The organism is Candidatus Dormiibacterota bacterium (assembly GCA_035544955.1).
In the GTDB taxonomy this organism is placed as follows: domain Bacteria; phylum Chloroflexota; class Dormibacteria; order CF-121; family CF-121; genus CF-13.
Window position 1 is genome coordinate 1 of record DASZZN010000042.1, and the last position, 24,348, is coordinate 24,348.

General features: G+C 65.7%; 30 protein-coding genes. 24 read left to right on the forward strand and 6 right to left on the reverse strand.

Annotated elements, in window-relative coordinates:
• The 3 genes from fabG to rnc form a co-directional block, all read left to right on the forward strand.
• The coding region (gene fabG, locus VHK65_15360; GenBank protein ID HVS07525.1) for a 3-oxoacyl-ACP reductase FabG at positions 1 to 546 on the forward strand (546 nt) is incomplete at its 5' end.
• 61 nt (positions 547 to 607) lie between these two features.
• Positions 608 to 856: an acyl carrier protein gene (gene acpP, locus VHK65_15365; protein ID HVS07526.1), complete on the forward strand. Its 249-nt coding sequence runs from the start codon at positions 608 to 610 to the stop codon at positions 854 to 856.
• Entirely contained in the window at positions 777 to 1,625 is an 849-nt protein-coding gene (gene rnc, locus VHK65_15370; protein HVS07527.1) for a ribonuclease III, read from the forward strand. Before acpP ends, rnc begins: the two co-directional genes overlap by 80 nt.
• Before the next feature lie 247 nt (positions 1,626 to 1,872).
• Here the strand turns inward: rnc and VHK65_15375 are convergent, their stop codons facing one another.
• Together VHK65_15375 and VHK65_15380 are read right to left on the reverse strand one after the other, a co-directional pair.
• On the reverse strand, positions 1,873 to 2,259 hold the full coding sequence (locus tag VHK65_15375; GenBank protein ID HVS07528.1) for a DUF1801 domain-containing protein: 387 nt from the start codon (positions 2,257 to 2,259) through the stop codon (positions 1,873 to 1,875).
• The gene (locus tag VHK65_15380; protein HVS07529.1) at positions 2,256 to 2,492 is read right to left on the reverse strand and encodes a VOC family protein; all 237 of its coding nucleotides are present in this window, start codon (positions 2,490 to 2,492) and stop codon (positions 2,256 to 2,258) included. The genes VHK65_15375 and VHK65_15380 overlap by 4 nt, the downstream gene beginning before the upstream one ends.
• 417 nt (positions 2,493 to 2,909) lie before the next feature.
• On the opposite strand from VHK65_15380, the gene smc reads away from it, so the two are divergent.
• The 12 genes from smc to VHK65_15440 all read left to right on the forward strand — a co-directional run bounded on the left by smc (position 2,910) and on the right by VHK65_15440 (position 12,567).
• Positions 2,910 to 6,422 carry a chromosome segregation protein SMC gene (smc, locus tag VHK65_15385; protein HVS07530.1) on the forward strand — a complete coding sequence of 1,171 codons (3,513 nt, stop codon included), beginning with the start codon at positions 2,910 to 2,912 and terminating at the stop codon, positions 6,420 to 6,422.
• Complete coding sequence (gene ftsY / locus VHK65_15390; protein HVS07531.1) at positions 6,406 to 7,371, forward strand: signal recognition particle-docking protein FtsY; 966 nt, start codon at positions 6,406 to 6,408, stop codon at positions 7,369 to 7,371. Before smc ends, ftsY begins: the two co-directional genes overlap by 17 nt.
• Positions 7,368 to 7,625: a DUF2007 domain-containing protein gene (locus VHK65_15395; GenBank protein HVS07532.1), complete on the forward strand. Its 258-nt coding sequence runs from the start codon at positions 7,368 to 7,370 to the stop codon at positions 7,623 to 7,625. The genes ftsY and VHK65_15395 overlap by 4 nt, the downstream gene beginning before the upstream one ends.
• A gap of 151 nt (positions 7,626 to 7,776) precedes the next feature.
• Positions 7,777 to 8,019, forward strand: coding sequence for an RNA polymerase subunit sigma-70 (locus VHK65_15400; GenBank protein ID HVS07533.1), 243 nt, complete (start codon positions 7,777 to 7,779; stop codon positions 8,017 to 8,019).
• Positions 8,012 to 9,349: a signal recognition particle protein gene (gene ffh / locus VHK65_15405; protein HVS07534.1), complete on the forward strand. Its 1,338-nt coding sequence runs from the start codon at positions 8,012 to 8,014 to the stop codon at positions 9,347 to 9,349. Before VHK65_15400 ends, ffh begins: the two co-directional genes overlap by 8 nt.
• An 11-nt stretch (positions 9,350 to 9,360) precedes the next feature.
• Positions 9,361 to 9,729, forward strand: a complete 369-nt coding sequence (gene rpsP, locus VHK65_15410; GenBank protein ID HVS07535.1) for a 30S ribosomal protein S16 — start codon at positions 9,361 to 9,363, stop codon at positions 9,727 to 9,729.
• Positions 9,730 to 9,731: 2 nt separating this feature from the next.
• Positions 9,732 to 9,968: a KH domain-containing protein gene (locus VHK65_15415; protein HVS07536.1), complete on the forward strand. Its 237-nt coding sequence runs from the start codon at positions 9,732 to 9,734 to the stop codon at positions 9,966 to 9,968.
• Positions 9,965 to 10,474, forward strand: coding sequence for a ribosome maturation factor RimM (gene rimM, locus VHK65_15420; GenBank protein ID HVS07537.1), 510 nt, complete (start codon positions 9,965 to 9,967; stop codon positions 10,472 to 10,474). The genes VHK65_15415 and rimM overlap by 4 nt, the downstream gene beginning before the upstream one ends.
• Positions 10,471 to 11,145: a tRNA (guanosine(37)-N1)-methyltransferase TrmD gene (trmD, locus tag VHK65_15425; protein ID HVS07538.1), complete on the forward strand. Its 675-nt coding sequence runs from the start codon at positions 10,471 to 10,473 to the stop codon at positions 11,143 to 11,145. The genes rimM and trmD overlap by 4 nt, the downstream gene beginning before the upstream one ends.
• A 31-nt stretch (positions 11,146 to 11,176) precedes the next feature.
• The gene (rplS, locus tag VHK65_15430) at positions 11,177 to 11,593 is read left to right on the forward strand and encodes a 50S ribosomal protein L19 (GenBank protein HVS07539.1); all 417 of its coding nucleotides are present in this window, start codon (positions 11,177 to 11,179) and stop codon (positions 11,591 to 11,593) included.
• Positions 11,526 to 12,239, forward strand: a complete 714-nt coding sequence (locus VHK65_15435) for a ribonuclease HII (GenBank protein HVS07540.1) — start codon at positions 11,526 to 11,528, stop codon at positions 12,237 to 12,239. The genes rplS and VHK65_15435 overlap by 68 nt, the downstream gene beginning before the upstream one ends.
• Positions 12,214 to 12,567, forward strand: a complete 354-nt coding sequence (locus tag VHK65_15440) for a YraN family protein (protein HVS07541.1) — start codon at positions 12,214 to 12,216, stop codon at positions 12,565 to 12,567. Before VHK65_15435 ends, VHK65_15440 begins: the two co-directional genes overlap by 26 nt.
• A gap of 46 nt (positions 12,568 to 12,613) precedes the next feature.
• Here the strand turns inward: VHK65_15440 and VHK65_15445 are convergent, their stop codons facing one another.
• From VHK65_15445 to VHK65_15460, 4 genes are all read right to left on the reverse strand, one after another.
• Positions 12,614 to 13,462: an SIS domain-containing protein gene (locus tag VHK65_15445; GenBank protein ID HVS07542.1), complete on the reverse strand. Its 849-nt coding sequence runs from the start codon at positions 13,460 to 13,462 to the stop codon at positions 12,614 to 12,616.
• Positions 13,463 to 13,632: 170 nt separating this feature from the next.
• Positions 13,633 to 14,229: a CoA pyrophosphatase gene (locus VHK65_15450; protein HVS07543.1), complete on the reverse strand. Its 597-nt coding sequence runs from the start codon at positions 14,227 to 14,229 to the stop codon at positions 13,633 to 13,635.
• Positions 14,220 to 14,405, reverse strand: a complete 186-nt coding sequence (locus tag VHK65_15455) for a hypothetical protein (protein ID HVS07544.1) — start codon at positions 14,403 to 14,405, stop codon at positions 14,220 to 14,222. The genes VHK65_15450 and VHK65_15455 overlap by 10 nt, the downstream gene beginning before the upstream one ends.
• Positions 14,402 to 14,971: an acyltransferase gene (locus VHK65_15460; protein HVS07545.1), complete on the reverse strand. Its 570-nt coding sequence runs from the start codon at positions 14,969 to 14,971 to the stop codon at positions 14,402 to 14,404. Before VHK65_15460 ends, VHK65_15455 begins: the two co-directional genes overlap by 4 nt.
• An 85-nt stretch (positions 14,972 to 15,056) precedes the next feature.
• Here VHK65_15460 and VHK65_15465 point away from each other — a divergent pair, with 85 nt between their 5' ends.
• The 9 genes from VHK65_15465 (at position 15,057) to VHK65_15505 (ending at position 24,286) form a co-directional block, all read left to right on the forward strand.
• On the forward strand, positions 15,057 to 16,562 hold the full coding sequence (locus VHK65_15465) for a YifB family Mg chelatase-like AAA ATPase (protein ID HVS07546.1): 1,506 nt from the start codon (positions 15,057 to 15,059) through the stop codon (positions 16,560 to 16,562).
• Positions 16,559 to 17,470, forward strand: coding sequence for a DNA-processing protein DprA (gene dprA / locus VHK65_15470; GenBank protein ID HVS07547.1), 912 nt, complete (start codon positions 16,559 to 16,561; stop codon positions 17,468 to 17,470). Before VHK65_15465 ends, dprA begins: the two co-directional genes overlap by 4 nt.
• Before the next feature lies 1 nt (position 17,471).
• Positions 17,472 to 19,802, forward strand: a complete 2,331-nt coding sequence (topA, locus tag VHK65_15475) for a type I DNA topoisomerase (protein HVS07548.1) — start codon at positions 17,472 to 17,474, stop codon at positions 19,800 to 19,802.
• 138 nt (positions 19,803 to 19,940) lie between these two features.
• A complete protein-coding gene (gene rpsB / locus VHK65_15480; GenBank protein ID HVS07549.1) occupies positions 19,941 to 20,777 on the forward strand; it encodes a 30S ribosomal protein S2 in 837 nt (278 codons plus the stop codon).
• A 2-nt stretch (positions 20,778 to 20,779) separates the two neighbouring features.
• The gene (gene tsf / locus VHK65_15485) at positions 20,780 to 21,382 is read left to right on the forward strand and encodes a translation elongation factor Ts (GenBank protein ID HVS07550.1); all 603 of its coding nucleotides are present in this window, start codon (positions 20,780 to 20,782) and stop codon (positions 21,380 to 21,382) included.
• A 17-nt stretch (positions 21,383 to 21,399) separates the two neighbouring features.
• Complete coding sequence (gene pyrH / locus VHK65_15490; protein HVS07551.1) at positions 21,400 to 22,137, forward strand: UMP kinase; 738 nt, start codon at positions 21,400 to 21,402, stop codon at positions 22,135 to 22,137.
• Positions 22,134 to 22,691 carry a ribosome recycling factor gene (gene frr, locus VHK65_15495; GenBank protein ID HVS07552.1) on the forward strand — a complete coding sequence of 186 codons (558 nt, stop codon included), beginning with the start codon at positions 22,134 to 22,136 and terminating at the stop codon, positions 22,689 to 22,691. The genes pyrH and frr overlap by 4 nt, the downstream gene beginning before the upstream one ends.
• A 16-nt stretch (positions 22,692 to 22,707) precedes the next feature.
• Positions 22,708 to 23,430 carry a polyprenyl diphosphate synthase gene (uppS, locus tag VHK65_15500; GenBank protein HVS07553.1) on the forward strand — a complete coding sequence of 241 codons (723 nt, stop codon included), beginning with the start codon at positions 22,708 to 22,710 and terminating at the stop codon, positions 23,428 to 23,430.
• Between the two features lie 49 nt (positions 23,431 to 23,479).
• The gene (locus VHK65_15505) at positions 23,480 to 24,286 is read left to right on the forward strand and encodes a phosphatidate cytidylyltransferase (protein HVS07554.1); all 807 of its coding nucleotides are present in this window, start codon (positions 23,480 to 23,482) and stop codon (positions 24,284 to 24,286) included.
• Positions 24,287 to 24,348: the final 62 nt, after the last annotated feature.

Genomic DNA, 24,348 nt, shown 5'->3' on the forward strand with positions numbered 1-24,348 from the left:
GAGAAGGACGTGCGGGTCATGGTGCAGCGGGCCATCGATGCGTTCGGCAGGCTGGACATCCTGGTGAACAACGCTGGGCTTACCCGGGACACCCTGGTGATGCGGATGAGCGAGGCGGACTGGGATGTCGTGCTGCAGACCAACCTCCGAGCAGCTTTCCTATGCTCCAAGGCTGCGCTCAAGCCCATGCTCAAGCAGCGTTATGGGCGGATCGTGAACGTCTCCTCGCTGGCCGGAGTCGCTGGCAACGCCGGCCAGGCGAATTACAGCGCTTCCAAGGCAGGTCTCATCGGGCTGACCAAAGCGCTGGCCAAGGAGGTGGGCTCGCGCAACATCACGGTCAACGCGGTGGCGCCAGGCTTCATCGCCACCGAGCTGACCAGCGGATTGCCCCCGGAGCTGCTGGAGCGGGCGCGCCAGGCCGCAGCCATCCAGCGAATCGGCACGCCCGAAGACGTGGCGCCCGCGATCGTCTTCCTCGCCTCGCCCGACGCCTCCTACATCACCGGCCAGGTACTGGGGATTGATGGTGGTTTGCCGATTTAGGATTGCCTGAGCAGTCTCGCACGCGTACAATTTGCTCGCGACTAGCAACCAGGGGGTCCTTATGGACAGAGCGGGTTACGATAAGTTCAGAGGCATAATTGCCGAACAGCTCGGAGTGGAAACCGAGCAGGTAACGCCTGACGCCTCGTTCGTCGACGATTTGAATGCGGATTCCCTCGACCTGGTCGAGCTGATCATGGCGTTCGAGGAAGAATACGGGATGGAGATACCTGACGAAGACGCGGAAAAGATTCAAACCGTCGGAGCCGCCTGGGACTACGTCCAGGAGAAGCTCGGCATCGCCACCTGAGCCGAAGCTCGCTCAGCCGGACGAGCCCCTACAGAAACTCCAGCGGACGCTTCGAGTTCGTTTTCACGAGCCTGCGCTGCTGCGCCAGGCGCTGACTCACCGCTCCTACAACAACGAGCACCCGGAGAGCGGGTCGGCGGACAACGAGCGGCTGGAGTATCTGGGCGACGCGGTGCTGGAGTTGATCGCGGCCGAGCACCTCTACCACACCTATCAGACGTCGGACGAGGGTGAGCTGACCCGGCTGCGCGCCTCGGTTGTCAACACCAAGAGCCTCGCGCGTCTGGCTTCGCGGCTGAGTCTCGGTGACTACTTGCTGCTGGGCAAAGGTGCACACAAGACCGGCGCGCGCTCCCTGCAATCGATCCTTGCCAACACCTTCGAAGCCGTGATCGGCGCCATCTTCCTCGATCAGGGCTACCGTGCGGCCTACAAGCTGTTCAGCCGGAGCCTGATCGACGTCCAGGCGTGGCCGGACGACAACTACAAGGGCCGCCTCCAGGAGGTGACCCAGGAACGATTCCTGTCGACGCCGCAATATGACATCGTCGGTGCCTCGGGCCCCGGGCATCGGCGCGAATACACGGCCGAGGTCAGTTTCGGCGACGGGATCAGTGGAAAGGGGCGCGGGCGAACCAAACGCGACGCCGAGCAGATGGCCGCGCGCGAAGCCCTCGCCGCCCTTGGGGCGCTCGACCAGCCCCCGGCGCAGGACGAGGTGCTGGAGGCTGTAGCGGCACACGAGGCGCGCCGCGCTCCGGCGAATTAGCCTCCGCTCGTTGAGCCGACGCCGACTAGCTTGTTCCTACGGCCAACACCGCAGCGACGGCGCAGCCCGGCCGATGACCACGGCCATCAGGCGGTTTCGAACCCGCGCACTCGGGACAGGCCCCATTCGATTTGATGGGAGTGAGTCCGCCCCATTGGTGTTTCCCCAGCAGGCGGCGCAACTCGGCGTTCTCGGTTCGAAGGCGGCCGACCTCTGACTCGCTCATCTCGGCAAGGATTCTAGGGCTCTAGCGTGCCTTTTCGATTTCGGCGACACGGTCCTTGACCATCTTGGTCACAAGCCGGTAGGGAAGGGGCTTATCTGCTGGAAACTGGATCGTGCCCTTGCTCAAGAGAGAGTTCTTGAGTTCGGCAGCGTGGGCCTTCGTGACACGGTTGCCCATCCCATAGAGGGAGTAGTGCGCTTTCCAGTAGCCAAAGTAGATAACGGGCTTGCGTTCGAGCTTGTAGCCAACGATGCCATAGCTCACGCTTTCGGATGCCTTCGGTGCCGCCGCCCTGATCGTCTGGCGAAGCTTCGTTAGCGCCGCCTGCTTGTCCTTCGGTGCGGCGGCCAGGTAGTCATCGACGGTCTTCCCGCGCGTCGCTTTGGCGGCGGGCTTCTTCATGGTCATTGGCTGGCGTCCACAACACAGAAGCGATAGCCCTCCGCGTCGGCGAGGATGAAGTAGTCAGCGTCCGGCGGTCGCTTGCTCCAGTTGACCTCGCTGGCGCCCAGCGCCTTCAGCCGCTCGACCTCGCGCGTTCGATCCTCCGCGACGTCCGGTTCGGCGCCGTCCCTCGGTTGAGCAGCACGAAGTCGTCGGCGTCGCCCGCCCGAGGCACGTCGTTGAGCGCTTCCGTCCAGAACTCGACCTGGCGCTGCAGATCGTCGACGCGCAGCACGGTTGAACCGATGCTAATCATGCGAGCCACTGTACACGGCAGCGGTGTGACCGCGGCCACTACCGGATTTTCGACGAAGATATTGCCTTGCCGGCCTAGCATCGGCAGCGAACGAGTCAGGGCCCCTGGAGGGACTCGTACGCGTCGCGTGGAGTATCTGGTTCCGTGACACTGCGCAGATGCGAATCGCTCGATCAACCGCGCCGGTTGTCCAATAGCTCCCGCGCGCAGCCCTCGGGCGGCCCTTCCAGGGAACGAATCACACCGTTGCCTTCTGGCACGGGCGCGTGCTCTAATACTGGGCGTGACCCGCGCCGTGGTCCATGCTTACGTTTCTGATGGGCGCGTGAGCCCAGCCATGTTTGCTACCCCCTAGCCCGTGTACCTGAAGTCGCTGCAGCTGCAAGGGTTCAAAACCTTTGCGCGCCGCACCGAGCTGCCCTTCAGCCGTGGCATCACGGCGATTGTCGGTCCCAATGGCAGCGGCAAGTCGAACCTCGTCGATGCCATGCGCTGGGCGCTCGGTGAGCGAAACGCGCGTGGGCTGCGTGGCCAGCGGATGGAGGATGTGATCTATTCCGGCGGGCCTGGCAAATCCGCCGTCGGCATGGCCGAGGTGACGCTCACCATCGACAACGCCGACCAGCGGCTCAACGTCGAGTTCAATGAAATCGAAGTCGCCCGCCGCCTGTATCGCTCCGGTGAGAGTGAGTACCTGATCAACGGCGCGCGCGCGCGGTTGAAAGACATCGACGCATTGCTGGCCAGCACCGGTCTGCGCCAGGACGGCTACGCCATCACGGCGCAGAACGACATCGACTTCGTGATCCAGGCCGCGCCGGCACTCCGCCGCGAGCTGATCGAAGAGGCGGCCGGCGTCCGGCGGCTCCGCGACCAGCGGCAGGAGGCCATCAACCGGTTGGGCGAGGCGGATCGTGACATGCGCCGAGCGCGCGACATCCTCAATGAACTGAGTCCCCGTGCCGAGGAGCTGCGACTGCAGGCCGCCTCAGCCGAGGAGTACAAGAAGGTCGCCGACGCGCTCAGGACCCTGCAGGGCAGCCTAGCCCGCGATAGCTGGCGCAAGGCGATGGTGCAGCTGCGCAAAGCACTGGCACGGCAGCAGGCCGCGGACCACAAGCGGATCGCGGCGGCGCAAACCGTCGCCGAGTTCGAACCGCGCTATGCCGAGCACCGCGCGGCGCTGCTCGCCGCCCGCGAGGCGCGCTGGCGTCACCAGGAGGCGGTCGCAGACGTGCGGCTCCGCCTCGCCGAGAGCCAGCACCAGGCGCGTATTGCCCAGGAGCGCAACGCCGCGGCCGTTCAGGCACTCGAGGCATTGCAGAGCGAGCTCGCACGACTGAACGCCTCGGAACAGGCGGGGAGTCGCGTCGTTGATGAGTTGGCGCACGCGGCCGAGAGCGCGCGGACCGAGCTGGAGGCGGCAAATGGCGCGCTGCAGGCTGCGGCCGACGCCGAGCGTGGGGTGCGCGAGGGCCAGGCCGCGCTCGAGGCGGACCGCCAGGCGCGGCAACAGCAGCGCCATGAGGCATCCCGAGAAACCGCGGCGATCGAGGCGGAGCTCCGCCAGCTGGAGGGCCGACGTCAATTTCTCGCCGAGCAGCAACAGCAGGCCCGCAGCCAACTCGAGGCCTGGTCGGTTCGACACGGCTCCCTCGGCGACGAGTTCGACCGGCGGACGCGCACCGCGGAAACGGCGACCCGCGCGCTGGCGGATGTGAGCGAAGCGAACATGGCGATCGAGCAGCGGGTGGCGGAGAACGACGCCGCGCTGGAGACGGCGCGCAAGGGGATCGTTGAGCACGAGGCGGCGCTGCGCACCCTCGAGGCAGAACTTGGCGCCCTACGGACGCTGCTGGACGGAGCCCAGCGTCGCGGGCCGCTGCGAATTGACCGTAATTGGGAACGCCTCCTCGAACTGATCGAGGTCGAGCCCATCCACCGGGCCGCCGTCGAGGCGGCGCTCGAGGGATGGCTCCACGGTTGGGTTGCGCCCGGCCGGGACGGAATCGACAGTGCCGCTTCGGCGGTTGCTGCGGCCGAGGATGCGCGGGAGACGCTGCTCCATGCGCCGGAAGACACGTCGTCGTCGCCCGCACCCGATGGGCTGCTGTCCGTCATTAACCTGGTGCAGGCTCCCGACCATGTGCAGCGGCTCGTCGCCCACCTGCTTCGTGGCGTGGTGCTCGTCGCGGATCGGTCGGAAGCGGCTCGTATCGTGGAGCAACACCGGGATCTACGAGCGGTCACTCCCGCCGGTGAGATCATCACCGCCGTCTCCTACCGAGGCGGAAAGGCGGCGGATCCGGTACTTGAGGTCCAAGCCCGGATCCGAGACGCGGAACATGCACTGGACCGCGAACGTCAAGCCGCGCTTGCGGCTGCCGAGGAGGTGGAGCGTGTCGCCATCGCCCGGGCAGAGCTCACCGCCGAGCGCCAGACGATTGTTACGCGCGTTGACCAGGCCCGCACGGCCGCAGCCCAGGCCGCGGGAGCGCTGGCTGCCGCGACCGAAGCGGTCCAGCGGGAGAGCCCGCAGGAAGCGCAGCTGCGCCAGCAGCTGATGCGGATCGTCGGACTCCTTCAGCAGGCGGAGCAGCTCGAGGTCGAAACGCTCGACCGCCAGCGCACGCTCGCTGAGGCGGAGCTGGCGTCGGATCAGGAACTTGCCGCGCTCGAACCACGGGTTCACGGCGCGGCGGCCACGCTCCGCGAGCTGGTGGAGCAACGCCAGGAGACCGAACTGCGGGCGGCGCTCGCCCGCCAGCGATCGGATGACCTGGTTCGGCAGCTCGAGCGCGCCCAGCAGGTGCTTCGGGCGCACGGGGATGAGCTGGCCCAGCGTCGCGTCGCCGAGGCGGAGCTGGCGGTGCAGCCGGCCCTGATCAATGAGGAACGCCGGCAGTGGCTCGAGGCCGCGGAGGCGCTGTCCGCGGACCTTGCCACCCTCGAGTCCGCACACCTTCCGGATGGCGAAACCCTGGACGCGTTGGAGGCCCAGCTGCGCGAGGACGAACAACGCAACGTCACCTTGCAGGTCGAGCTCGCGCATGCCGACGATGCATGGACTGCATCGGTCGCCGACCGCGATGCGGCCCAGGCCGAGGTCGACCGGTGCGCCCATGCGCTCCGTGAGGGTGGTCAGGAAATCGAGGACGACACGGAGGCGATCGAGGAAGTCGACTGGCAAAAGACCGAGCGCGAGGTCTCGCGCTTGCAGCGACGCCTCGATGCGATGGGCGCCGTCAACCTGCTCGCGCCTGAGGAGTTTGCGCAAGTGCGCGACCGCTGCGACAGCCTCGCGGCGCAACTGAGCGACCTGGAGGCCGCGTCGGCCCAACTCAACGAGCTCCGGCAGCGGCTCGAAGATGAGATCGATACCCGGTTTCGCACCGTTTTCCAGTCGGTGGCGGTCAACTTCCAGGAATTCTTTGCCGAGCTGTTCGAGGGTGGGCGCGCGACGTTGCGGGTCGAGGCCCGGGAGGAAGGCAACCCGCTCGATGATGGCGTCGAGATCCTGGCGCAAACGCCCGGCAAGCGGCTGCAGCCGCTGACGCTGCTTTCCGGCGGGGAGCGGGCACTGACTGCACTGGCGTTCCTCTTCGCCCTGCAGGCCGTCAACCCGAGTCCCTTCTACGTGCTCGATGAAGTCGATGCCGCGCTGGACGACGCCAACGTCGTGCGCTTCAACCGGGTACTGAAACGTCTCGCGGCTGACCAGCAATTCCTGATCGTCACGCACAATCACTCCACGATGGCGCAGGCCGAGGTGCTCTACGGCGTTACGCTCGGCGAGCACGGCATCTCGCGCATCGTCTCGGTCCGACTCCACCAGGACGCCCTGGTCCCGGTCGGTGAACGCTCCGCCTAATCCAGATGAGACGGCGCCCGGCGAGCGCCAGGGATTCTGGAAACGCTTTTCGAAAACCCTCGAGGCTGGTCGTCAGAGCTACGTCGCCGATCTCAAGGAAGTCTTTGGTCGCCCCGCACTCGATGAAACCTTCTGGGACGACCTCGAAGCGACGTTGATCGCCGCCGACGCCGGCGTGCCCACCACCGAGCGGGTGGTTGCCGACCTGCGCCGGCAGGCGGCCAGCGCCCACCTGCGTTCCCCCGCCGACGCGCTCCGCTACCTGAAGGCCGACCTGGGGCAGCAGATGGGCGGGAAGCCGCGGGCGCTCAACCTCGAGGGGGCGCCTGCCGTGATCCTCGTGGTGGGCGTCAACGGCTCGGGCAAGACGACCACGATTGGAAAGCTGGCCTACCTGTTGCGGCGCGAAGGCCGGCGGCCGCTACTGGCCGCTGCGGACACCTATCGAGCGGCGGCCATCGAGCAGCTGCGCCTCTGGGGCCAGCGTGCCGGGGTCGACGTGGTTGCGCATCAGCCAGGGTCCGACCCGGGAGCCGTCGCCTTTGATGCCGTGCAGGCGGCGCGCGCGCGAGGCGCCGGTCCCGTCATCATCGATACCGCCGGCCGGCTGCACACCCGAACCGACTTGATGGAGGAGCTGCGCAAGGTCCGCCGGGTGCTGGAGCGGCTCGATCCGAAGGCCCCGCAGGAGGTGCTGGCCGTGCTCGACGCGCATGTCGGGCAGAATTCGGCGCAGCAGGTCAAGGTCTTCCGGGAGGCGATCGGGCTGACCGGGCTCGCGGTCACCAAAATGGATGGCAGCGCCCGGGCGGGCGTAGTGCTTAGTATCGAAGCTGAGCTGTCGGTGCCGGTGAAGCTGGTCGGGATCGGGGAGGGCCTCGAGGACCTGAACGGGTTCGATCCCGAGCAATACCTGGATGCGCTGTTGCGCTTGGAGGAGGGCGAATGAGTACCGACGAGAAGGCGTTCGTCAAACTGGTCACGGCGAACGGTCTATCGGAGGCAGACGTCTGGAAAGCGGTGCTGGAAGCCTCCGGCATCCAGGTTTTTCTGCGCCATGAGGCGATGGCCGCCGTCATTCCTGAAACGGCTGGAGAGATCGCAGCCGTCGACCTCTGGGTATCGCGTGAGCAAGCGGCCGAGGCCTTACAGATCCTGCAGGATGAGCGCGTCGAGCCCGCCGACGAGGACGAACCCCTCTGACGGTCATCATCCTCGGGGTGTTTGCGGCCATGATCGGCCTCATCGCGCTCACGGCCGTGGTGCTGGGCATGCTCTGGCTGGTGCAGTTCGTCCTGCGCAACGAGGAGAAGCGGACCCGGGGCGGCTGACGCCCGTATACTGTCAAGGCTAAATGCTTGACAGTGCCCTGCGCCGCCAGCGGCAGCTCCGCCTGCTCGATCTGTACGGCTCGCTGCTGACCGACCACCAACGCCGCATCTTGCACTTCGCGTGGGAGCTCGACTGGTCCTACGGCGAGATCGCACAGCGCGACGGTGTTTCGCGCACGGCGGTGTACGACGTCGTGCGGCGGACCACGTCGAACCTCGACGAATACGAGCGCAAGCTCGGACTGATGCGGGCCCAGCGTGTTTGAGTCACTGACCGAGCGCCTCGACCAGGCGCTCAAGAAGCTGACGGGGCGGGGCAAGCTGAGCGAGGCCGATGTCGATGCCGGCCTGCGCGAGGTGCGACTCGCCCTCCTCGAGGCGGACGTCAACTACAAGGTGGTCAAGGATTTCGTGGCAAGCATTCGGGCGCGAGCGGTGGGCGCCGAGGTGATGGACAGCCTCAACCCGGGACAGCAGCTGGTCAAGATCGTCGACGAGGAGATGGTCCGCCTGCTGGGCGACCGGGTGCCCATGACCTATGCCCCGTCGCCCCCCACGGTGATCGTGCTCGCCGGGCTGCAGGGGTCGGGCAAGACGACGACCGCGGGCAAGCTGGCCCTCTTTACCCGCCGCGAAGGTCACCGGCCGCTGCTGGTGTCGACCGACGTGCGACGTCCGGCTGCGATGGAGCAGCTCGAGATCCTTGCCAAGAGCATCAATGCCCCGTCGTACGCTCCTCGCGGCACCGATCCCGTCACGATCGCCCGCGACTCGCTCGCTGAGGCCCGGCGCGTGAACGCCGACGTGATCATCGTCGACACGGCGGGCCGGCTCCAGGTGGACGAGGACCTGCTCGCGGAGCTGAAGCGAATCACCGATGCGGTGCCGGCGCACCACCGGCTCCTGGTGCTCGATGCCATGACGGGACAGCAGGCGGTCAACGTCACCAGCGCCTTCCAGCAGACGATCTCGCTGAGCGGGACAATCCTCACCAAGATGGACGGCGATGCGCGGGGTGGGGCGGCGCTTTCGCTCCGGGCGGTAACCCAGTGCCCGATCGAGTTCGTCGGTGTCGGTGAAAAGCTGACGGATTTCGAGATCTTCTATCCCGATCGGATGGCGTCGCGCATTCTCGGGATGGGCGATGTGCTGACGCTGATCGAGAAGGCACAGGATCAGGTCGACGCCTCGCAGGTGAAGGAGATGGAGAAGAAGCTCCGCGCCGGCCGCCTCACGCTCACCGACTTCATGGAACAGCTGAAGCAGGTGAAGCAGATGGGTCCGCTGGAGGGGATTATCGGCATGCTGCCCGGTGCCGCGAAGATCAAGAACCTGGCCGGCGCGCTACCCAACGACGACCAGTTGAAAGAGATGGAGGCGATCATCCTGTCGATGACGGCGGCGGAGCGGGAGCGACCTGAGGTGATCGATGGCAGCCGGCGTCGCCGTATCGCCCGGGGAGCCGGGACCGACATCGCGGCCGTGAACCGGCTGCTCAAGGGTTTTCAGCAAATGCAGCAGATGATGAAACAGATGGGGAAGGGAAAGCGAATCAAGGGATTGCCCATCGATCCCGCACAACTTTTGAAAGGCTAGGAGGTCTTAATTTGTCGGTAAAGATTCGACTTCGGCGGATCGGCGCAAAGAAGCACCCGTTCTATCGGCTTGTGGTGGCGGACACCCGCTCACCCCGGGACGGTAAGTTCATCGAAATCCTCGGCACCTACGATCCAATGCAGGAGCCGCCAAAGCTCAACATCGACGAGGAGAAGATCAAGGCCTGGCTGCAGAAGGGGGCGCGCCCGTCCGACACCGCGCGGGCGTTCTTGATCGGCCGGGGTCTGCTGCCCAAGGAATCGGCGAAGAAGCGGCCGACCAAGCCGACGAAGGCCGAAGCCGCTGCCGCTGCTGCCAAAGCCGCGGCACCTGAGGGAGGCGCCCCAGTAGCGGCCGCCGCCGCGACGCAAGGAGCCTAGCAATGCACGACTACACCGACCTGGTGAGCTACATCATCAAGGCGATGGTGTCGAAGCCGGAGGATGTCAAGGTGGCGATGATCGAAGGTGAGCGCACCAACCGGGTCGAGGTGACGCTCGCTACCGATGACGTCGGCAAGGTGATCGGCCGTGGCGGACGTAACATCGATGCGATCCGCGCGGTGGTCCGGGCAGCCGCCCTCAAGAACCACGATCGGGTGATGGTCGAGATCGTGTGACAGTTGAACCGGAGCCCGAGCTTCGGATCGGGCGCGTGCTCAAGGCCCACGGCGTCAAGGGCGCCATGCGCGTCGAGCTTCTGACCGACTTTCCGGATCGCTTCGCTCCGGGGCGCGAGGTCCAGGTGGCGGGGCGATGGCTGAAAGTTGCCCGCTCCGAAGAACTGGACGGCAGCGTGCTGGTCACGTTCGACGGGATCGACGATCGCAACGCCGCGGAGCGGCTCGCCGGCGCCTACTGCACACTACCCCTTAGCGAGGCAAGGGCATTGCCGGCCGACCAGTACTACCACTTCCAGCTCGTCGGCCTCACCGTGTTCGATACGAGGGGAGCCCGCGAGCTGGGACGGGTCGCGGAGGTGCTGACCTACGCGGCAAACGACGTCTTGCGGGTGACGGACGGCGACCACGAGATCTTGATCCCGATGATTCGCAGTGTTGTTCGTTCGATCGCGCCGGCGGAGGGGACAATCACCGTCGACCTCCCGGAGGAAACCAAGGCGTGATCATCGAGATCCTGACCCTGTTCCCCGAGATGTTCCCAGGCCCACTCAGCGCTGGAGTCACTGGACGGGGGCTCGCCAGCGGGCTCGTCACGCTGCGTCTCCATAACCTGCGTGACTACACGCACGACCGCCACCGGCAGGTCGACGACGTCCCGTATGGCGGTGGCGCCGGGATGGTGTTGAAGCCGGAGCCGATCTTCGAGGCGGTGCGGGCGCGCGCGGGCAAAGGGCCGGTGATCCTGCTGACGCCGCAGGGTGAGGTGCTCAACCAGGGGTTGGTGCGCGAGCTTGCCGGACACGAGGACCTCTATTTGATCTGCGGACGGTATGAAGGCGTTGATGAGCGGGTCGCCACCCACCTGGTCGACAAGGAGATCTCGATTGGGGATTACGTGCTCACGGGTGGCGAGCTCCCCGCGATGGTGGTGATCGATGCGGTCAGCCGACTGGTCGCCGGCGTACTGGGGTCCGACGAATCGCCCAAAGATGAATCATTCGGCGAGCATCTGCTGGAGTACCCGCACTACACCCGGCCCGCGGAGTTCGAAGGGTATCCCGTCCCCGAGGTGCTTCGCTCGGGCCATCATGCCGAGATCGAGCGTTGGCGCCGCGCCCAGGCGGCCGAGCGGACGCGCCGCCGCCGCCCCGACCTGCTTGACCGCCAGCGGTAGCACCGGGTCCGGGGTGTTATCCTTGTACGCCGTGTCCAACGTCATCAACCTGCTGGAAGCGGAGTCCCAGCGCAAGAACGTTCCCACCTTGATCCCCGGCGACACCGTGAAGGTGCATGCCAAGGTCGTCGAGGGCACCCGCGAGCGCATCCAGATCTTCGAGGGCATCGTCATCGGCTGCCGAGGCAGCGGTGCCAAGGAGGCCTTTATCGTTCGCCGCATCGCGCACGGCGTCGGGGTGGAACGCAGCTTCCTTTTGCACTCGCCGCGCATCGACAAGATCGACGTCGTGCGGCACGGCGAGGTGCGCCGGGCAAAGCTGTACTACCTTCGAGGAAAAGTCGGAAAGAACGCCCGCATTCGGGAGAAGCGTCAAGCCGTTGCCACAACTGCCGTCCCCGCCGACAACCAAGCCGCAGCAGAAACGCCCGAAACGGCCGAAAGCTGACCGGGACCTCTGGGTCTTCGAGCGCCAGGCCTTTGGCCTGGGTTACGCGACGGTTGCCGGCGTCGATGAGGCGGGTCGCGGGCCGTGGGCCGGCCCGGTAGTGGCCGGTGCCGCGATCATGCGACCTTATTTCCACTGCGAGGGGATCAACGACTCAAAGCTGCTGACGGCCGAGGAGCGCGACCACTACTACGACTGCATTGTCGACGGCGCGGAAGCCTGGGGCGTTGGTATCGTCGAGGTCGACGAGATCGACCGCGTCGGCGTTTCGCGGGCGAACCGCTGGGCGATGGGCATTGCGCTCCAACAACTGGGCCGACCGATCGACTACCTGCTGGTGGATGGATTCTTGCTGCCGGAGGCACTGACTCCACAACTGCCGATCGTGAAGGGGGACCGCCGTTCCATCTCGATCATGTGTGGCGGCATTCTCGCGAAGGTGACCCGCGACCGGCTGATGAAGCGGATGGCCGAAAAGTTCCCGGGGTACGGCTTCGACATGCACAAGGGCTACCCGACACCCGATCATCTGGCGGCGATGGACCGGCACGGGCTGAGCCCGTTGCACCGCAGGTCGTTCATCTCGATCCGCACGCGCGCCGAGCTGGAAGCCGCCGCACTTGCCAGCCAAATCGCTCGGGACTAGCGGCGAGGCCCTCGCCGAGGACCACCTCCGTGGCCTGGGCTACGAGATCGTTGGCCGCGACGTGCGGACGCCGCTCGGCCAGCTGGACCTGGTGGCGAAGGACGGAACGACGCTCGTCTTCGTCGAGGTCAAGACACGGGCCGGACATGGCTTTGGCCTCCCGCAAGAGTCGGTCGACGCCAAAAAGATCCGGAAGCTCCGGCAGCTGGCGCTGTACTACTTAAAGGTGCAGCCCCACCGGGGTCCAGTCCGCTTCGACGTGGTCGGCCTGACGGTCAGCGATGGGCGCATGGTCCGGGTGGACCACATCAAGAACGCCATCGACTAGCGAGGCGCGTAGGCGGCCCTGGCAGCGCGGAGGTCCTCGACGGTGTTTAGAGGCTGAACTTGGATTGGGCGTCGGCGTAGCGGCCGACTTTGCGGAAGCTGTCCGCGTCAACTCCCAGGTGTCTTGACACTTCCAGCGCCAACCACTGCAACGGCACGACATTGACGATCGGCGCGAGGAGTTCATCGAGCGCCGGCGTTTCGAGCTGCACCGCCGCGCTGATCCTGGTGGACGAGGGACCAACCGCGACGATGGTCGCGCCGATCTCATGAAGTGCCGCGGCCAAGTCTGACGTTCTCTCGAGGCTCGCGCCAGGTTGAGCCATCATGACGACCGAGTCCTCCGCCTGCACGCTGATGAGCGGACCGTGGAAAATGCTCTCCAGCTCGTGTCCCTCCGCACTGATGTAGGCTGCCTCGCGGAGCTTCAGCGCCCCCTCGAGCGCGGTGGCGTAGGCCGGGCCGCCGCCAACGAAGTGGACAACGTGGCCGAGCTGCAGCCGATCCAGAGCCTGGATGACCGGAGGGCGTAGCCCAAGCGCGGTCCGCAGCGTGCCAGGTAGGCTCGCAAGCTCTGCCCTCCAAGGCGGCGAACCGAGGCCGATCGCCAGCTGAGCCAGCCGGATCATCGCCCCTGTGTGGCTCGCCGTGTGCACCGGCGAGCGTTCCTGCGGAACCGTTTCGATCACGCCTGGGCCGCGCAGCGGCGAGCCCTCGCCGGTGATGGCCAGCCAGTGTTCCTGATTGTTGAAGCCTTCGAGCGCGGCCTGACTGAAGCGCTTCGTGCCGCGATGGCTCAGCAGAACAAGGCCATCGTCGGCCTTGAAGGCCGGCGGATAGTTGGCGAACTCAAACGCCCGGATCGCCCACGCCTCGACGCCGGCGCTCCGCAACAAATACTGACCGACGAGCGCGCCGTGATAGCTCGTGCCGGTTCCGACCAGAAAGATGCGCGAGCATCCAGAGAGTCGAGATAATGCCGAAGACGGCGGCGCGTCCCGCAGGAGTCGCTCAACCAGGTCAGGTTGCGACTGAATGGTCTCTTCGAGAAACGCGCCGGGAACTTTCAGGCGGCTTCTTCCCAGGCCTTGAGGAACTGGTAGACGATTCGGCCGGTAGCGCCCCAGATGACGTCGTCGCCGATCGTGTAGTAATGGATTCGGTACTGTTGCTCGCCGACGCTGCGGGTCTCGGTCGTATGCACCTGGGGATCGAATAACTGGGTGACCGGCACCACCAGCAAACTCTTGACCTCATCGGGGGCAAGCACCAGATCGTCGATGCCGCCTGCGACCAGGCCGACCACGGGTGTGATCACAAAGCTGCTGACGGCGGTGAAGACGTCGTCCAGCTCGCCGAGCACCGTCACGCGCGATGGCTCGAGGCCGATCTCCTCGTAGCTTTCGCGCAGCGCCGTTTCGACGGTTTCCACGTCGGAGTCCTCTCGCTGACCGCCAGGAAAGGAGATCTGGCCCTTATGGGTCAGTACCGTGTCGGTGCGCCGCGTGAACACCAGCTCGATCCCATCGCCGCGCTTCATGAGAGGAATCAGGACACCGGCCCGGAGCAACGGAGGTGCCGTGTCGATGCTCCGCCGCACGCGACGGTCGAGCACCTGGTGCAGCCGCTCGAGGCGGGTGCTGGCGGCGGTCGTCAGGTCCATGCCTCGAACGAGACGGGCACCTGGTGACCGCAATGGGTGCACACCCAGACCTGGCCTCGGCGGATCACCTCTCGTCCATCTTCGAGCCGCACCGATTGGTCCGGCCCGTGGATCCGTTCCCAGCGGGGCATGTGCTTGCACTGATCGCACGTCGGTGGTGGCGGATTGGTCTTCACTGGTCTCGATTATCCCCGCTGGCGTGAGAATCAAGCCGGCGAAGCATCCGTGCCGGATTCCCGCCGACAATAACGCCCGAGGGGACGTCGTCAAAGACGACGGCGTGAATGCCGACGACCGTGTCGCGGCCGATCCGTACGCCGGGGAGGACCGAGACCTGGCCGCCGATCCAGACGTTCTCCTCGATCACGACCGGTTGGGCGCGGCCGGGTTGGCGGCGATCGACCGGCGACTCGGAATAGGGGAGATGGTCCCGAATCTCACAGGAGCCGAGCACGCAGTCAGCCCCAACATCGACCCGTTCGGCGGCGACGATCGTGCAGCCGTTCAGGCGGGCGTGGCGGCCGATGTGGATGACGGCCTCGGGGCGGGTGGTGATGAGACGATTGACCTCAGCGTGCGACCAGGCGTTGACGTCCGCCTCGAGGACGACCCGTCCTGGACCAGATATCCGTAGCCGGCCGTTGCCCAGCAGCCGGGGTCCGATGGAGACCGTGGGCCGCAGTCGATAGGTCACCGTCGTGAGCCATCCCAGTCCCCACGCCGCCGTCTGTTTCCAACCCATGACTTCCGCGAGCGTACGACGGTCTTGTATCCGAAGCGCACTATTAGCCAGCGCAGTTACACAAACTAGTGTAATATCGACCCTGGTGCTGGCCAGGGCCCTTTCCGGGACGGTCTTCGGCCTCGACGGTGTCCGGGTTGAGGTGGAGGCGAACATTGCCGACGGCCTCCCCGGGTTTCACATCGTAGGACTCGGCGATCGTTCGCTCCAGGAAGCCCGTGAGCGCGTGAAGATCGCCATCAACAACAGCGGCTTTGAATTCCCCGGCCGGAAGGTGACCATCAATCTCGCACCGGCGCAGTTGCCCAAAGAGGGGAGTGGCTTCGACCTGGCGATGGCGGCGGCCATCGTCAACGCGTGCGAGGAGCGAGGCCTTCCGGGCGACGCCGCGTGGCTGGGTGAGCTCGCACTGGACGGGTCGCTACGACCCATCCGCGGCACGCTGGCGATCGTCGCCCACCTCGATCGCCTTGGCGTGCGGCGCTTCTACGTGCCCGTTGCCAACGTGGCCGAGGCGAGGATCGCTACCGCCGCGACGGTACTGGGTGTCAACCACCTCCGGCAGCTCAAAGCCCATTGGGAAGCGGGTGCGCCACTGGAGGTGTCTTCGGCTGCCACACCGCCCTCGCCCACTCCACCGGCTGACGTCGACCTGGCCGACATCTACGGTCAGCCGTACGCCAAGCGCGCTCTGGAGGTGGCCGCCGCGGGAGCGCATCATCTTTTATTGGTGGGTCCACCGGGGACTGGCAAGACGCTCCTCGCCCGGGCTCTTCCGGGTATTCTGCCTCCGCTGAGCCGGCGCGAAGCCGTTGAGGTCACGTCGATCGCGTCATGTGTGGGCATGCTGCCGGCCGGCGCCGGCCTGCTCGAGGTCCCGCCTTTTCGGGCTCCCCATCACAGCATCTCGCCGGCTGCTCTTGTGGGTGGTGGCGGTGCAGCCCCCCGGCCCGGCGAAGTCACGCGCGCCCATCGCGGCGTGTTGTTCATGGATGAGATCACGGAGTTTCGACGGGACGCGCTCGAGGCGCTGCGGCAGCCGCTCGAAGAGGGCCGGCTCGCGGTGGCGCGCTCGCGTGGGCACGCCGTCCTCCCGGCTCGCTTCATCCTGGTCGCCGCCTCGAATCCTTGTCCCTGTGGCTTCGCCGGCGACCCGCGCAGGCTGTGCGAGTGCACGCCGCTGGAACGTCAGCGATACCGCGCGCGGCTGTCGGGACCGATCCGAGACCGGATTGATCTGCAGGTGATGGTGCCGCGACAGCCGGCCGGCGAGCTGCTGCGGACCACCGTTCTCGCTGAATCGAGCGCTGACGTTCGGGACAGAGTGATGGCCGCGCGGGGACGCCAGCGGGAGCGCCGGCCGCAGGGCCCATGGAACGGCGCGCTCACGGGCCTGCAGCTCCGCCGCGACGCCCCGCTCGATGCCCAAGGTCAGGCGTTGCTGGAGGCCGCCGCCGAGAGGCTGCAGCTCAGCGGTCGCGCGGTCCATCGAGTCCAGCGCGTCGCCCGAACCATCGCCGACCTAGACGGACGCGTCGCGACCGAGGAGGCGCAGGTCGCCGAGGCGCTGCAGTACCGCGAGAGCGGATGAGCCCCCACCGGGGGACGGGCGTCGTCTGGCTCACGGATCCGGATTATCCAGCGCTGCTGAAGCAGATTCATGACCCGCCGCCGCGCCTTTATGTCAATGGGCAGCTGCCATCCGAGCCGATGATCGCCATCGTCGGCTCGCGGCGTGCGACACCATACGGCCGGCGCGCCGCCCACCGGCTGGCGCGCGACCTCTCGGACGCCGGAGTGGTGGTCGTCAGCGGGCTGGCCCGCGGCATTGATGCGGCGGCCCATCGCGGTGCGCTGGAGGGGAGGAGTCCAACCGTGGCCGTGATGGCGACCGGGCTCGACCGGATCTATCCTCCCGAGCACGCGGAGCTGGCGCGGGAGATCGCGGCGTCCGGTGCGGTTATTACCGAGGCCGAGAACGGCACCCTGCCTTTGCCCGGACGGTTCCCGGTTCGCAATCGGATCATCAGCGGCCTCAGCCTCGGCGTTGTGGTGGTCGAGGCGGCGCAGCGAAGTGGCGCACTGATCACGGCTCGCATGGCGGGGGAGCAAGGACGCGAGGTGTTTTGCGTCCCGGGCAGTATCGAGAATCCGCTCGCCATCGGTGGACACCAGCTCATCAAAGACGGAGCCAAGCTGGTGCAAACGGTTGAGGACGTGCTGGAGGAGTTCGCTGATCTCGCGCGCGCACGCGCGCGAGCGCAGGCGCGTGTACGCGCGCACACACGTGCGCGTACGCGCGCGGATTCAGGACCGCAAGAACCCGAGCTGTTTGCCGTTTGGGAGTTGCTTGATTGGGTAGAACCCCGCCATCATGATGACCTGGCGACCATGATGAACCTTGACGTCAAGGAAGTGAGTCGGCGCTTGACATTGTTGGAAATGAGCGGCTATATAATCGGCGACTGCGGAGCGGTCACCCGCGCATCACGAGTCTGACATGGCAAACCCACTGATCATCGTTGAATCCCCTGCGAAGGCCAAAACGCTTGGCCGGTTTCTTGGTGCCAAATACGACATACGCGCCTCGATGGGTCACGTGCGCGACTTGCCGAAGAGCACGCTTGGGATCGACATCGAGCATTCCTTCAAGCCGGAATACGTGACGATCCCCGGCAAGGAATCGACGATCAAGGATTTGAAGGCCGCCGCCAAGGGCGCGTCCGAAGTCCTTCTGGCCTCCGACCCAGACCGCGAGGGCGAGGCGATCGCCTGGCATCTTGCGCACGTTCTCAACCTGAAGGACCCACAGCGGATCGAGTTGCATGAGATTACGCCCGGTGCCGTGGAAAAGGCGCTCAAGGCGCTGCGTCCGATGAATCAGGATCTCGTCGACGCGCAGCAGGCTCGTCGGGTGATCGACCGGCTGGTCGGCTACAAGCTGAGCCCCTTGCTCTGGAAGAAGATTCGAAAGGGCCTGAGCGCGGGCCGCGTGCAATCGGTCGCGGTCCGGTTGGTCTGCGAGCGGGAAGAGGAGATCGAGAAGTTCGTTCCGGTCGAATCCTGGACGCTCGACGCGCTGCTCTCCAAGATCGACCTCCCGCAACGCATCTTCGGCGCGCGTCTGCATAGCAAGCTGGGCAGCGAGGAAAAGCTGGACCTCACCGAAGAAGGCCAGGTCAATGAGATCGTGGCGCAGCTCGAAGGCGCCAGCTACAAGGTGCTCTCGATTGAGACCAAAGACAGCATGCGGAATTCGCCGCCGCCATACAAAACGAGCACGCTGCAACAGGATGCATCGAACCGGCTGCGGATGAAGCCGAACCGGACGATGAGCCTGGCGCAACAGCTCTACGAAGGTGTCGAGCTCGGCAGCCAGGGGCCGGTGGGCCTGATCACGTACATGCGTACCGACTCCTTCCGCATCTCCGACGATGCGAGCACGGCGACTCGACGCTTCATCACCGAGCAGTACGGGCCGACCTATGCTCGCCGCGACAAGGTGGAGTTCAAGGCCAAGGGCCCGGTCCAGGATGCGCACGAGGCGATCCGGCCGACCGACGTCGAACGCACACCGGATTCGCTCCGCGCCTATCTCACGCCCGACTTGCTCAGGCTGTATCGGTTGATCTGGCAGCGCTTCACGGCCAGCCAGATGTCTGCGGCGCGCTTCGCCCAAACGCGCGTCGATATCGGCGCCGCTGACTACCTCTTCCGGGCGAACGGCTCGGTGCTGGTCTTCGATGGCTTCTATCGCGTCTGGGAGCGCGATAGCGATAACGACGAGGAGAAGGAGCTGCCGGCGCTGGCCGTCGACGAGGCTCTCAACCTGCGGGAGCTTAAGCCGGAGCAGCACTTCACGCAGCCGCCGCCGCGCTACACGGAAGCCTCCTTGATCAAGGCGCTCGAGGAGCTGGGCGTCGGCCGGCCGAGCACCTTTGCGCCGACCGTCGAGGTCATTCAGACGCGCCATTACGTCAAGCAAGAAGAGCGCCGGCTTTCCCCAACCGACCTGGGCACGACGGTCAACGCCTGGCTAGTGGAGCATTTTGCGGACATCGTCGACGTCACCTTCACCGCCGGGATGGAGGAGGAGCTCGATGACGTCGAGGAGGGGCGGCGCAAGTGGGTGCCCATCGTCCGCGAGTTTTACGCCCCGTTCTCCAAGACGCTGACCAAAGCCGAGGCCACGGCGCGCATCAAGGTCCCCATGCGGGAGACCGGCGAGGACTGCCCGAAGTGCAAGCAAGAAGGACGCAACGGCCGTCTCGTCCACCGCATGAGCAAACTCGGCGAATTCGTCGGCTGCTCCCTCTATCCCGAGTGCGATTACATCCAGGGTCGCGAGGGCCAGGAGAAGGCACCGCCCCCGGAACCGACCGGCGAGATGTGCCCGAAATGCGGCAAGCCGCTGGTCACGCGCATCGGAAAACGTGGCCCCTTCGTCGCCTGCTCCGGTTATCCGAAATGCCGCTACGTGAAGCGCGAGATCAACCCGGCTGACGTAATCGAGGGCCGCGTCTGCCCGAACTGTGGCAAGCCGCTGCTCAACCGCAAGGGGCGCTTTGGGAGCTTCGTCGGCTGCTCAGGCTATCCCGACTGTCGCTTCATCGAAGGCGGCAAGCGAGTGATCACGCCGCCCGCCCCCAGTGAGCTGCTGATGGACGATCCCTGCCCGCGTTGCGGGAAGCCGCAGGTACTGCGCCAGGGAAAGTACGGGGAGTTCAAGAGCTGCTCGGACTATCCCACCTGTAAACCGGAGCGGGCCGCCCGCACCAGCGCCCGTCCCCGCAGCCCGCGAGCGAAGAAGCCGACGGTTCCCGCCGCGTAGCCCGGGTTTCAATCTCGCGCGCAGCGGCTATACTTTGGCGAGCAAATAAGCACGTCTCTCGACGGCCACGGGTTGCCTGCACGCAGGTCCGGCGGCCGGGTGACGGAGGCGGAAGTACAAACAGGAGGTCGTTTTCGCATGCCACTCGTGACGCTCAAGCAACTCCTCGAAGCTGGTGTCCACTTCGGCCATCAGACCAGCCGCTGGAATCCGAAGATGAAGCGGTACATCTTCACCGCTCGTAACGGGATCCACATCATCGACCTTCAGCAGACCGTCAAGCTGCTCGACGACGCCTCCAACTGGGTCAAGGAGGTCGTCGGCGGTGGCCGCCTGGTGCTCTTCATCGGCACGAAGAAACAGGCCCAGGAATCGATCGAGCTGGAGGCCCGCCGCTCGGGCATGCCCTTCGTCAACCACCGCTGGATGGGCGGCATGCTGACCAACTTCACCGTCATGCGGCGCCAGATCGACCGCCTCAACAGCCTCCGGGCCATCCGCAATAACGGCGGATTCACCGGCAGCAAGAAGGCGATCACCCAGCTGGAAGAGGAATACCAGCGGCTCGAGCGCTTCTTCGGTGGGATGGCGGAGATGAAGCGCCTCCCGGGGGCCGTCTACGTCGTCGACCCGCGCAAGGAGCACATCGCCATCACCGAAGCACGCAAGCTCGGCATCCCCATCGTCGCGATCACGGACTCCAACTGTGACCCGGACGAGATCGACCACGTGATCCCCGGGAACGACGACGCCATCCGCGCCGTCAAGCTGATCACCTCGAAGATTGCCGACGCGGCCCTCGAGGCGCGCCAGCTGATCAGTCCCGAGGAGCTCGCCGCCGCGCCGGAGGTGCCGGTCACCGGGATCGAATTTGGAGTGGAAGAAGAGGACGAAGAGGAGAAGAGCTTCGCTGGCATGCCAACCGTAAACGAGGCCGAGTTCTACGAGGACGAAGCCCTGGACGACGAGAAATAGCCATGGCCACCATTCCGGCAGAGCAGGTCAAGGCGCTGCGCGAAGCGACGGGCGCGGGGATGATGGACTCGAAGCGCGCGCTCGAAGCGACCAACGGCGACCTCGAGAAAGCCAAGGACTGGCTGCGCCAGAAGGGCATCGCCAAGGCCGGTGCCAAGGCGACCCGCGCCGCGCGTGAGGGCATCATCGCCACCTACGTCCATCACAACCACCAGCTGGGCGTCCTGCTGGAGCTGAATAGCGAGAGCGACTTCGTGGCGCGCAACGATGAGTTCCGCCACCTGGCGCACGAGGTCGCCGTCCACATCGCGGCGGCGGAGCCGCACTACCTTCGCCGCGAGGACGTGCCGAAGGACGTGCTCGACCGAGAGCGCGCCATCTTCGAGGGGCAGGCCCGGGAACAGAAGAAGCCGGAGGCCGTCATCGAGAAGATCATCCAGGGCAAGATCAACGATTTCTACAAGCGGGAGGTCCTGCTCGACCAGGCATGGGCGAAGGATGATAAGCGGACGGTGGACCAGATGCTCAAGGAAGCGATCGCGAAGCTCGGCGAAAACATAACGATTTCCCGTTTCGCCCGTTTCAAGGTCGGAGAAGCCAGCTAGTCCAACCACGTCATGCAGTGATCAAACCGTCGGCTCTGCCGCGCTACAAACGGGTGCTCCTCAAGCTAGGAGGCGAGGGTCTCGCCGGAAAAGCCGCCTTCGGCATCGATCCGGATGTGGTCAACGAGATCGCTGAGGACATCATCGCCGTCAAGAACCTGTACAACACCCAGTTCGCGATCGTGGTGGGTGGCGGCAATATCATTCGCGGCGATGCGGCGAGCAAGCGCGGGATGGACCGGGTCACAGCCGATTACATGGGTATGCTCGGCACGGTGATCAACGCGCTGGCGCTGCAGGACGCCCTGGAGAACAGGGGCCAGCCGACTCGGGTGCAGACCGCGATCAGCATGCACCAGATCGCGGAGCCCTACATCCGGCGGCGCGCGGTCCGCCACCTGGAGAAGGGCCGCGTCGTCATCCTCGCCGCCGGCAGCGGCAATCCCTACTTCAGTACCGATACGACCGCCGCCCTGCGCGCCGTCGAGATCGAGGCCGAGGTCGTCCTCAAGGCGACCAAGGTCGACGGCATCTACGATGCCGACCCTGTCACCAATCCCAAGGCGAAGCGCTTCGCCCGGCTCGACTACCTCGATCTGATCAACAAAGACCTGCGCGTGATGGACCACACTGCCGTTACCCTTTGTCGGGAGAACAACATCCCGATCATCGTTTTCGACCTGTCGCATGCCGGCAACCTGGAAGGCGTGGTCGGTGGCAAGCCGATCGGCACGATCGTGGGGGCACCCGAATGATCGAAGCGAACGTCAAGGACGCCGAGACCAAGATGCAGAAGAGCCTGGAGGCCCTGGGCAAGGAGATCCTGACCATCCGCACCGGGCGAGCCAGCCCGTCACTGGTGGACAAGCTCCCCGTGGAGTATTACGGGAATCCGACACCGTTGAACCAGCTCGCCACGATTACCGTCCCGGAGGCGCGCTTGATCATCATCCAGCCATGGGACCGGACGATCATCGGCGCCGTGGAGAAAGCGATCCAGAAATCGGAGCTCGGACTGAACCCGGGCAACGACGGCCAGCTGATCCGTGTGCCGATTCCGCCCCTGAACGAAGAACGGCGCCGTGAGTACGCCCGACTGGTCAAGCGCTACGCCGAGGGCGCGCACATCGCGATTCGCAATATCCGCCGCGAGCAGATGGATCGCATGAAGGCGCTCGAGAAGGAGAAGAAGATCTCGGCCGACGAGGCGCGGCGCGGGGGCGACCAACTGCAGAAGGTCGCTGACCGCTACATCGGTCTGGTCGACCAGATGGCCGCCCGCAAGGAAGCTGAGATCATGGAGGTCTGACGCCCAAGAACCACTCGTGAGCCAGTTGCCCCCGCCCGAGCACGTCGCGATCATCATGGATGGCAACAGTCGCTGGGCGCGTGAGCGCTTGCTGCCACGGGTCATGGGGCACAAGGCCGGCATCGAGACCATCCGCCGCGTCGCGGAAGCGGCGGATCGGCGCGGTGTCCGGGTCCTGACGCTGTACGCTTTTTCGACGGAGAACTGGTCTCGGCCGCGCGATGAAGTCGATGCCTTGATGAGCTTGTTCTCCGAGACCATCCGGCGTGAGGTCGACGAGCTGGCCCGCCGTGGGATCGAGCTCCGCTTCTCCGGCCGGCTGGAGGAGCTTTCGCCGGCGCTCCAGGACCAGATGCGGCAGGCCAGCGAACGAACACGGGTCAGCGCCAAAGCGATCCTCAATATTGCGATCAATTACGGCGGCCGGCAGGAGATCATCGACGCTATCCGAGAACTGGCGCGAGAGGGCGCGGACCTGACCACGCTCGACGATGCCAGCCTGGCGAGTCATCTCTACACACGGGGGTTGCCCGATCCGGACCTGGTGGTCCGCACCGCCGGCGAGATGCGACTCAGCAATTTCCTGCTCTGGCAGTCGGCGTACTCCGAGTTCTACAGCACCCAGACGCTCTGGCCCGATTTCGCCGATGCCGACTTCGATGAGGCGATCGCCTCCTACCAGCGGCGCATCCGTCGCTTCGGCGCGCGGCCGGAGGAGGTTTCCAATCGAGGTCGCTGACGCGACCAAGCCGGACGAGCCGCCGCTAGCCGCCGCGCGGCGCTCGAACATGGTGGTCCGCATCGCGACCGCGGCCGTGCTGATCGCCGCTGTCCTTGCGGTCCTGATCCTGGGTTCCGTCTGGGTCTACGCCGCGATCGCCGTCATTCTTGGCGCCGCGCTGATCGAGTACTGGAACCTGACCCGCGCCATGGCCGCGCCCGCGCCCCTGTGGCTGCTGTTCCCCCTCAGCTACGGCCTCCTCCTTCGGGACCGGCTGCCGGGCTGGGCGGATGTCACCTTCCTTCTCGCGGCCGCCACCGTGCTCGGCCTGGCGACCCTGGTGTTCGTGCGCGACTGGCGAGCCAGCCTCACCCGCTGGGCGCTTGCCGTCGGCGGAAGCCTTTACCTGGCATTCACCCTGAGCTTCTACCTGTCGCTGTACTTCTTACATCGCCCGGATCCCAACCATCTCGGGTTCGGGTATGTGATCGCCGTCTTCGGCGCCATCTGGGTCGGCGACACCGCCGCCATGGTCGCCGGGCTGCGCTTTGGCCGGCACCGCTTCTTTTCCCGCATCAGTCCCAAGAAGACGGTGGAAGGGGCGGTCGCGGAGCTTGTCGCCAGCACCGTGTTCTTCGCCATCGTGGGTTTGTTGTTGAACATCAGCTTTCTGCACAGCGTCATCCTCGGCCTGCTGATCGGCATCTTTGCCGAGGTCGGTGATCTTGTCGAATCGCAGATCAAGCGCACCGCCGGCGTCAAAGATGCCAGCCACCTGATCCCGGGTCATGGTGGCGTGCTCGACCGTATTGACTCACTGCTGCTGGTGGGAGTGGTCGTGTACTATTACGTGACGTTTCTGCACCTCGCCTGAGTTGGTCGGGTGCATGACTCAGGTTGACAACGCGTTTCAGCTGATGCGGGAGCATCCCGCGA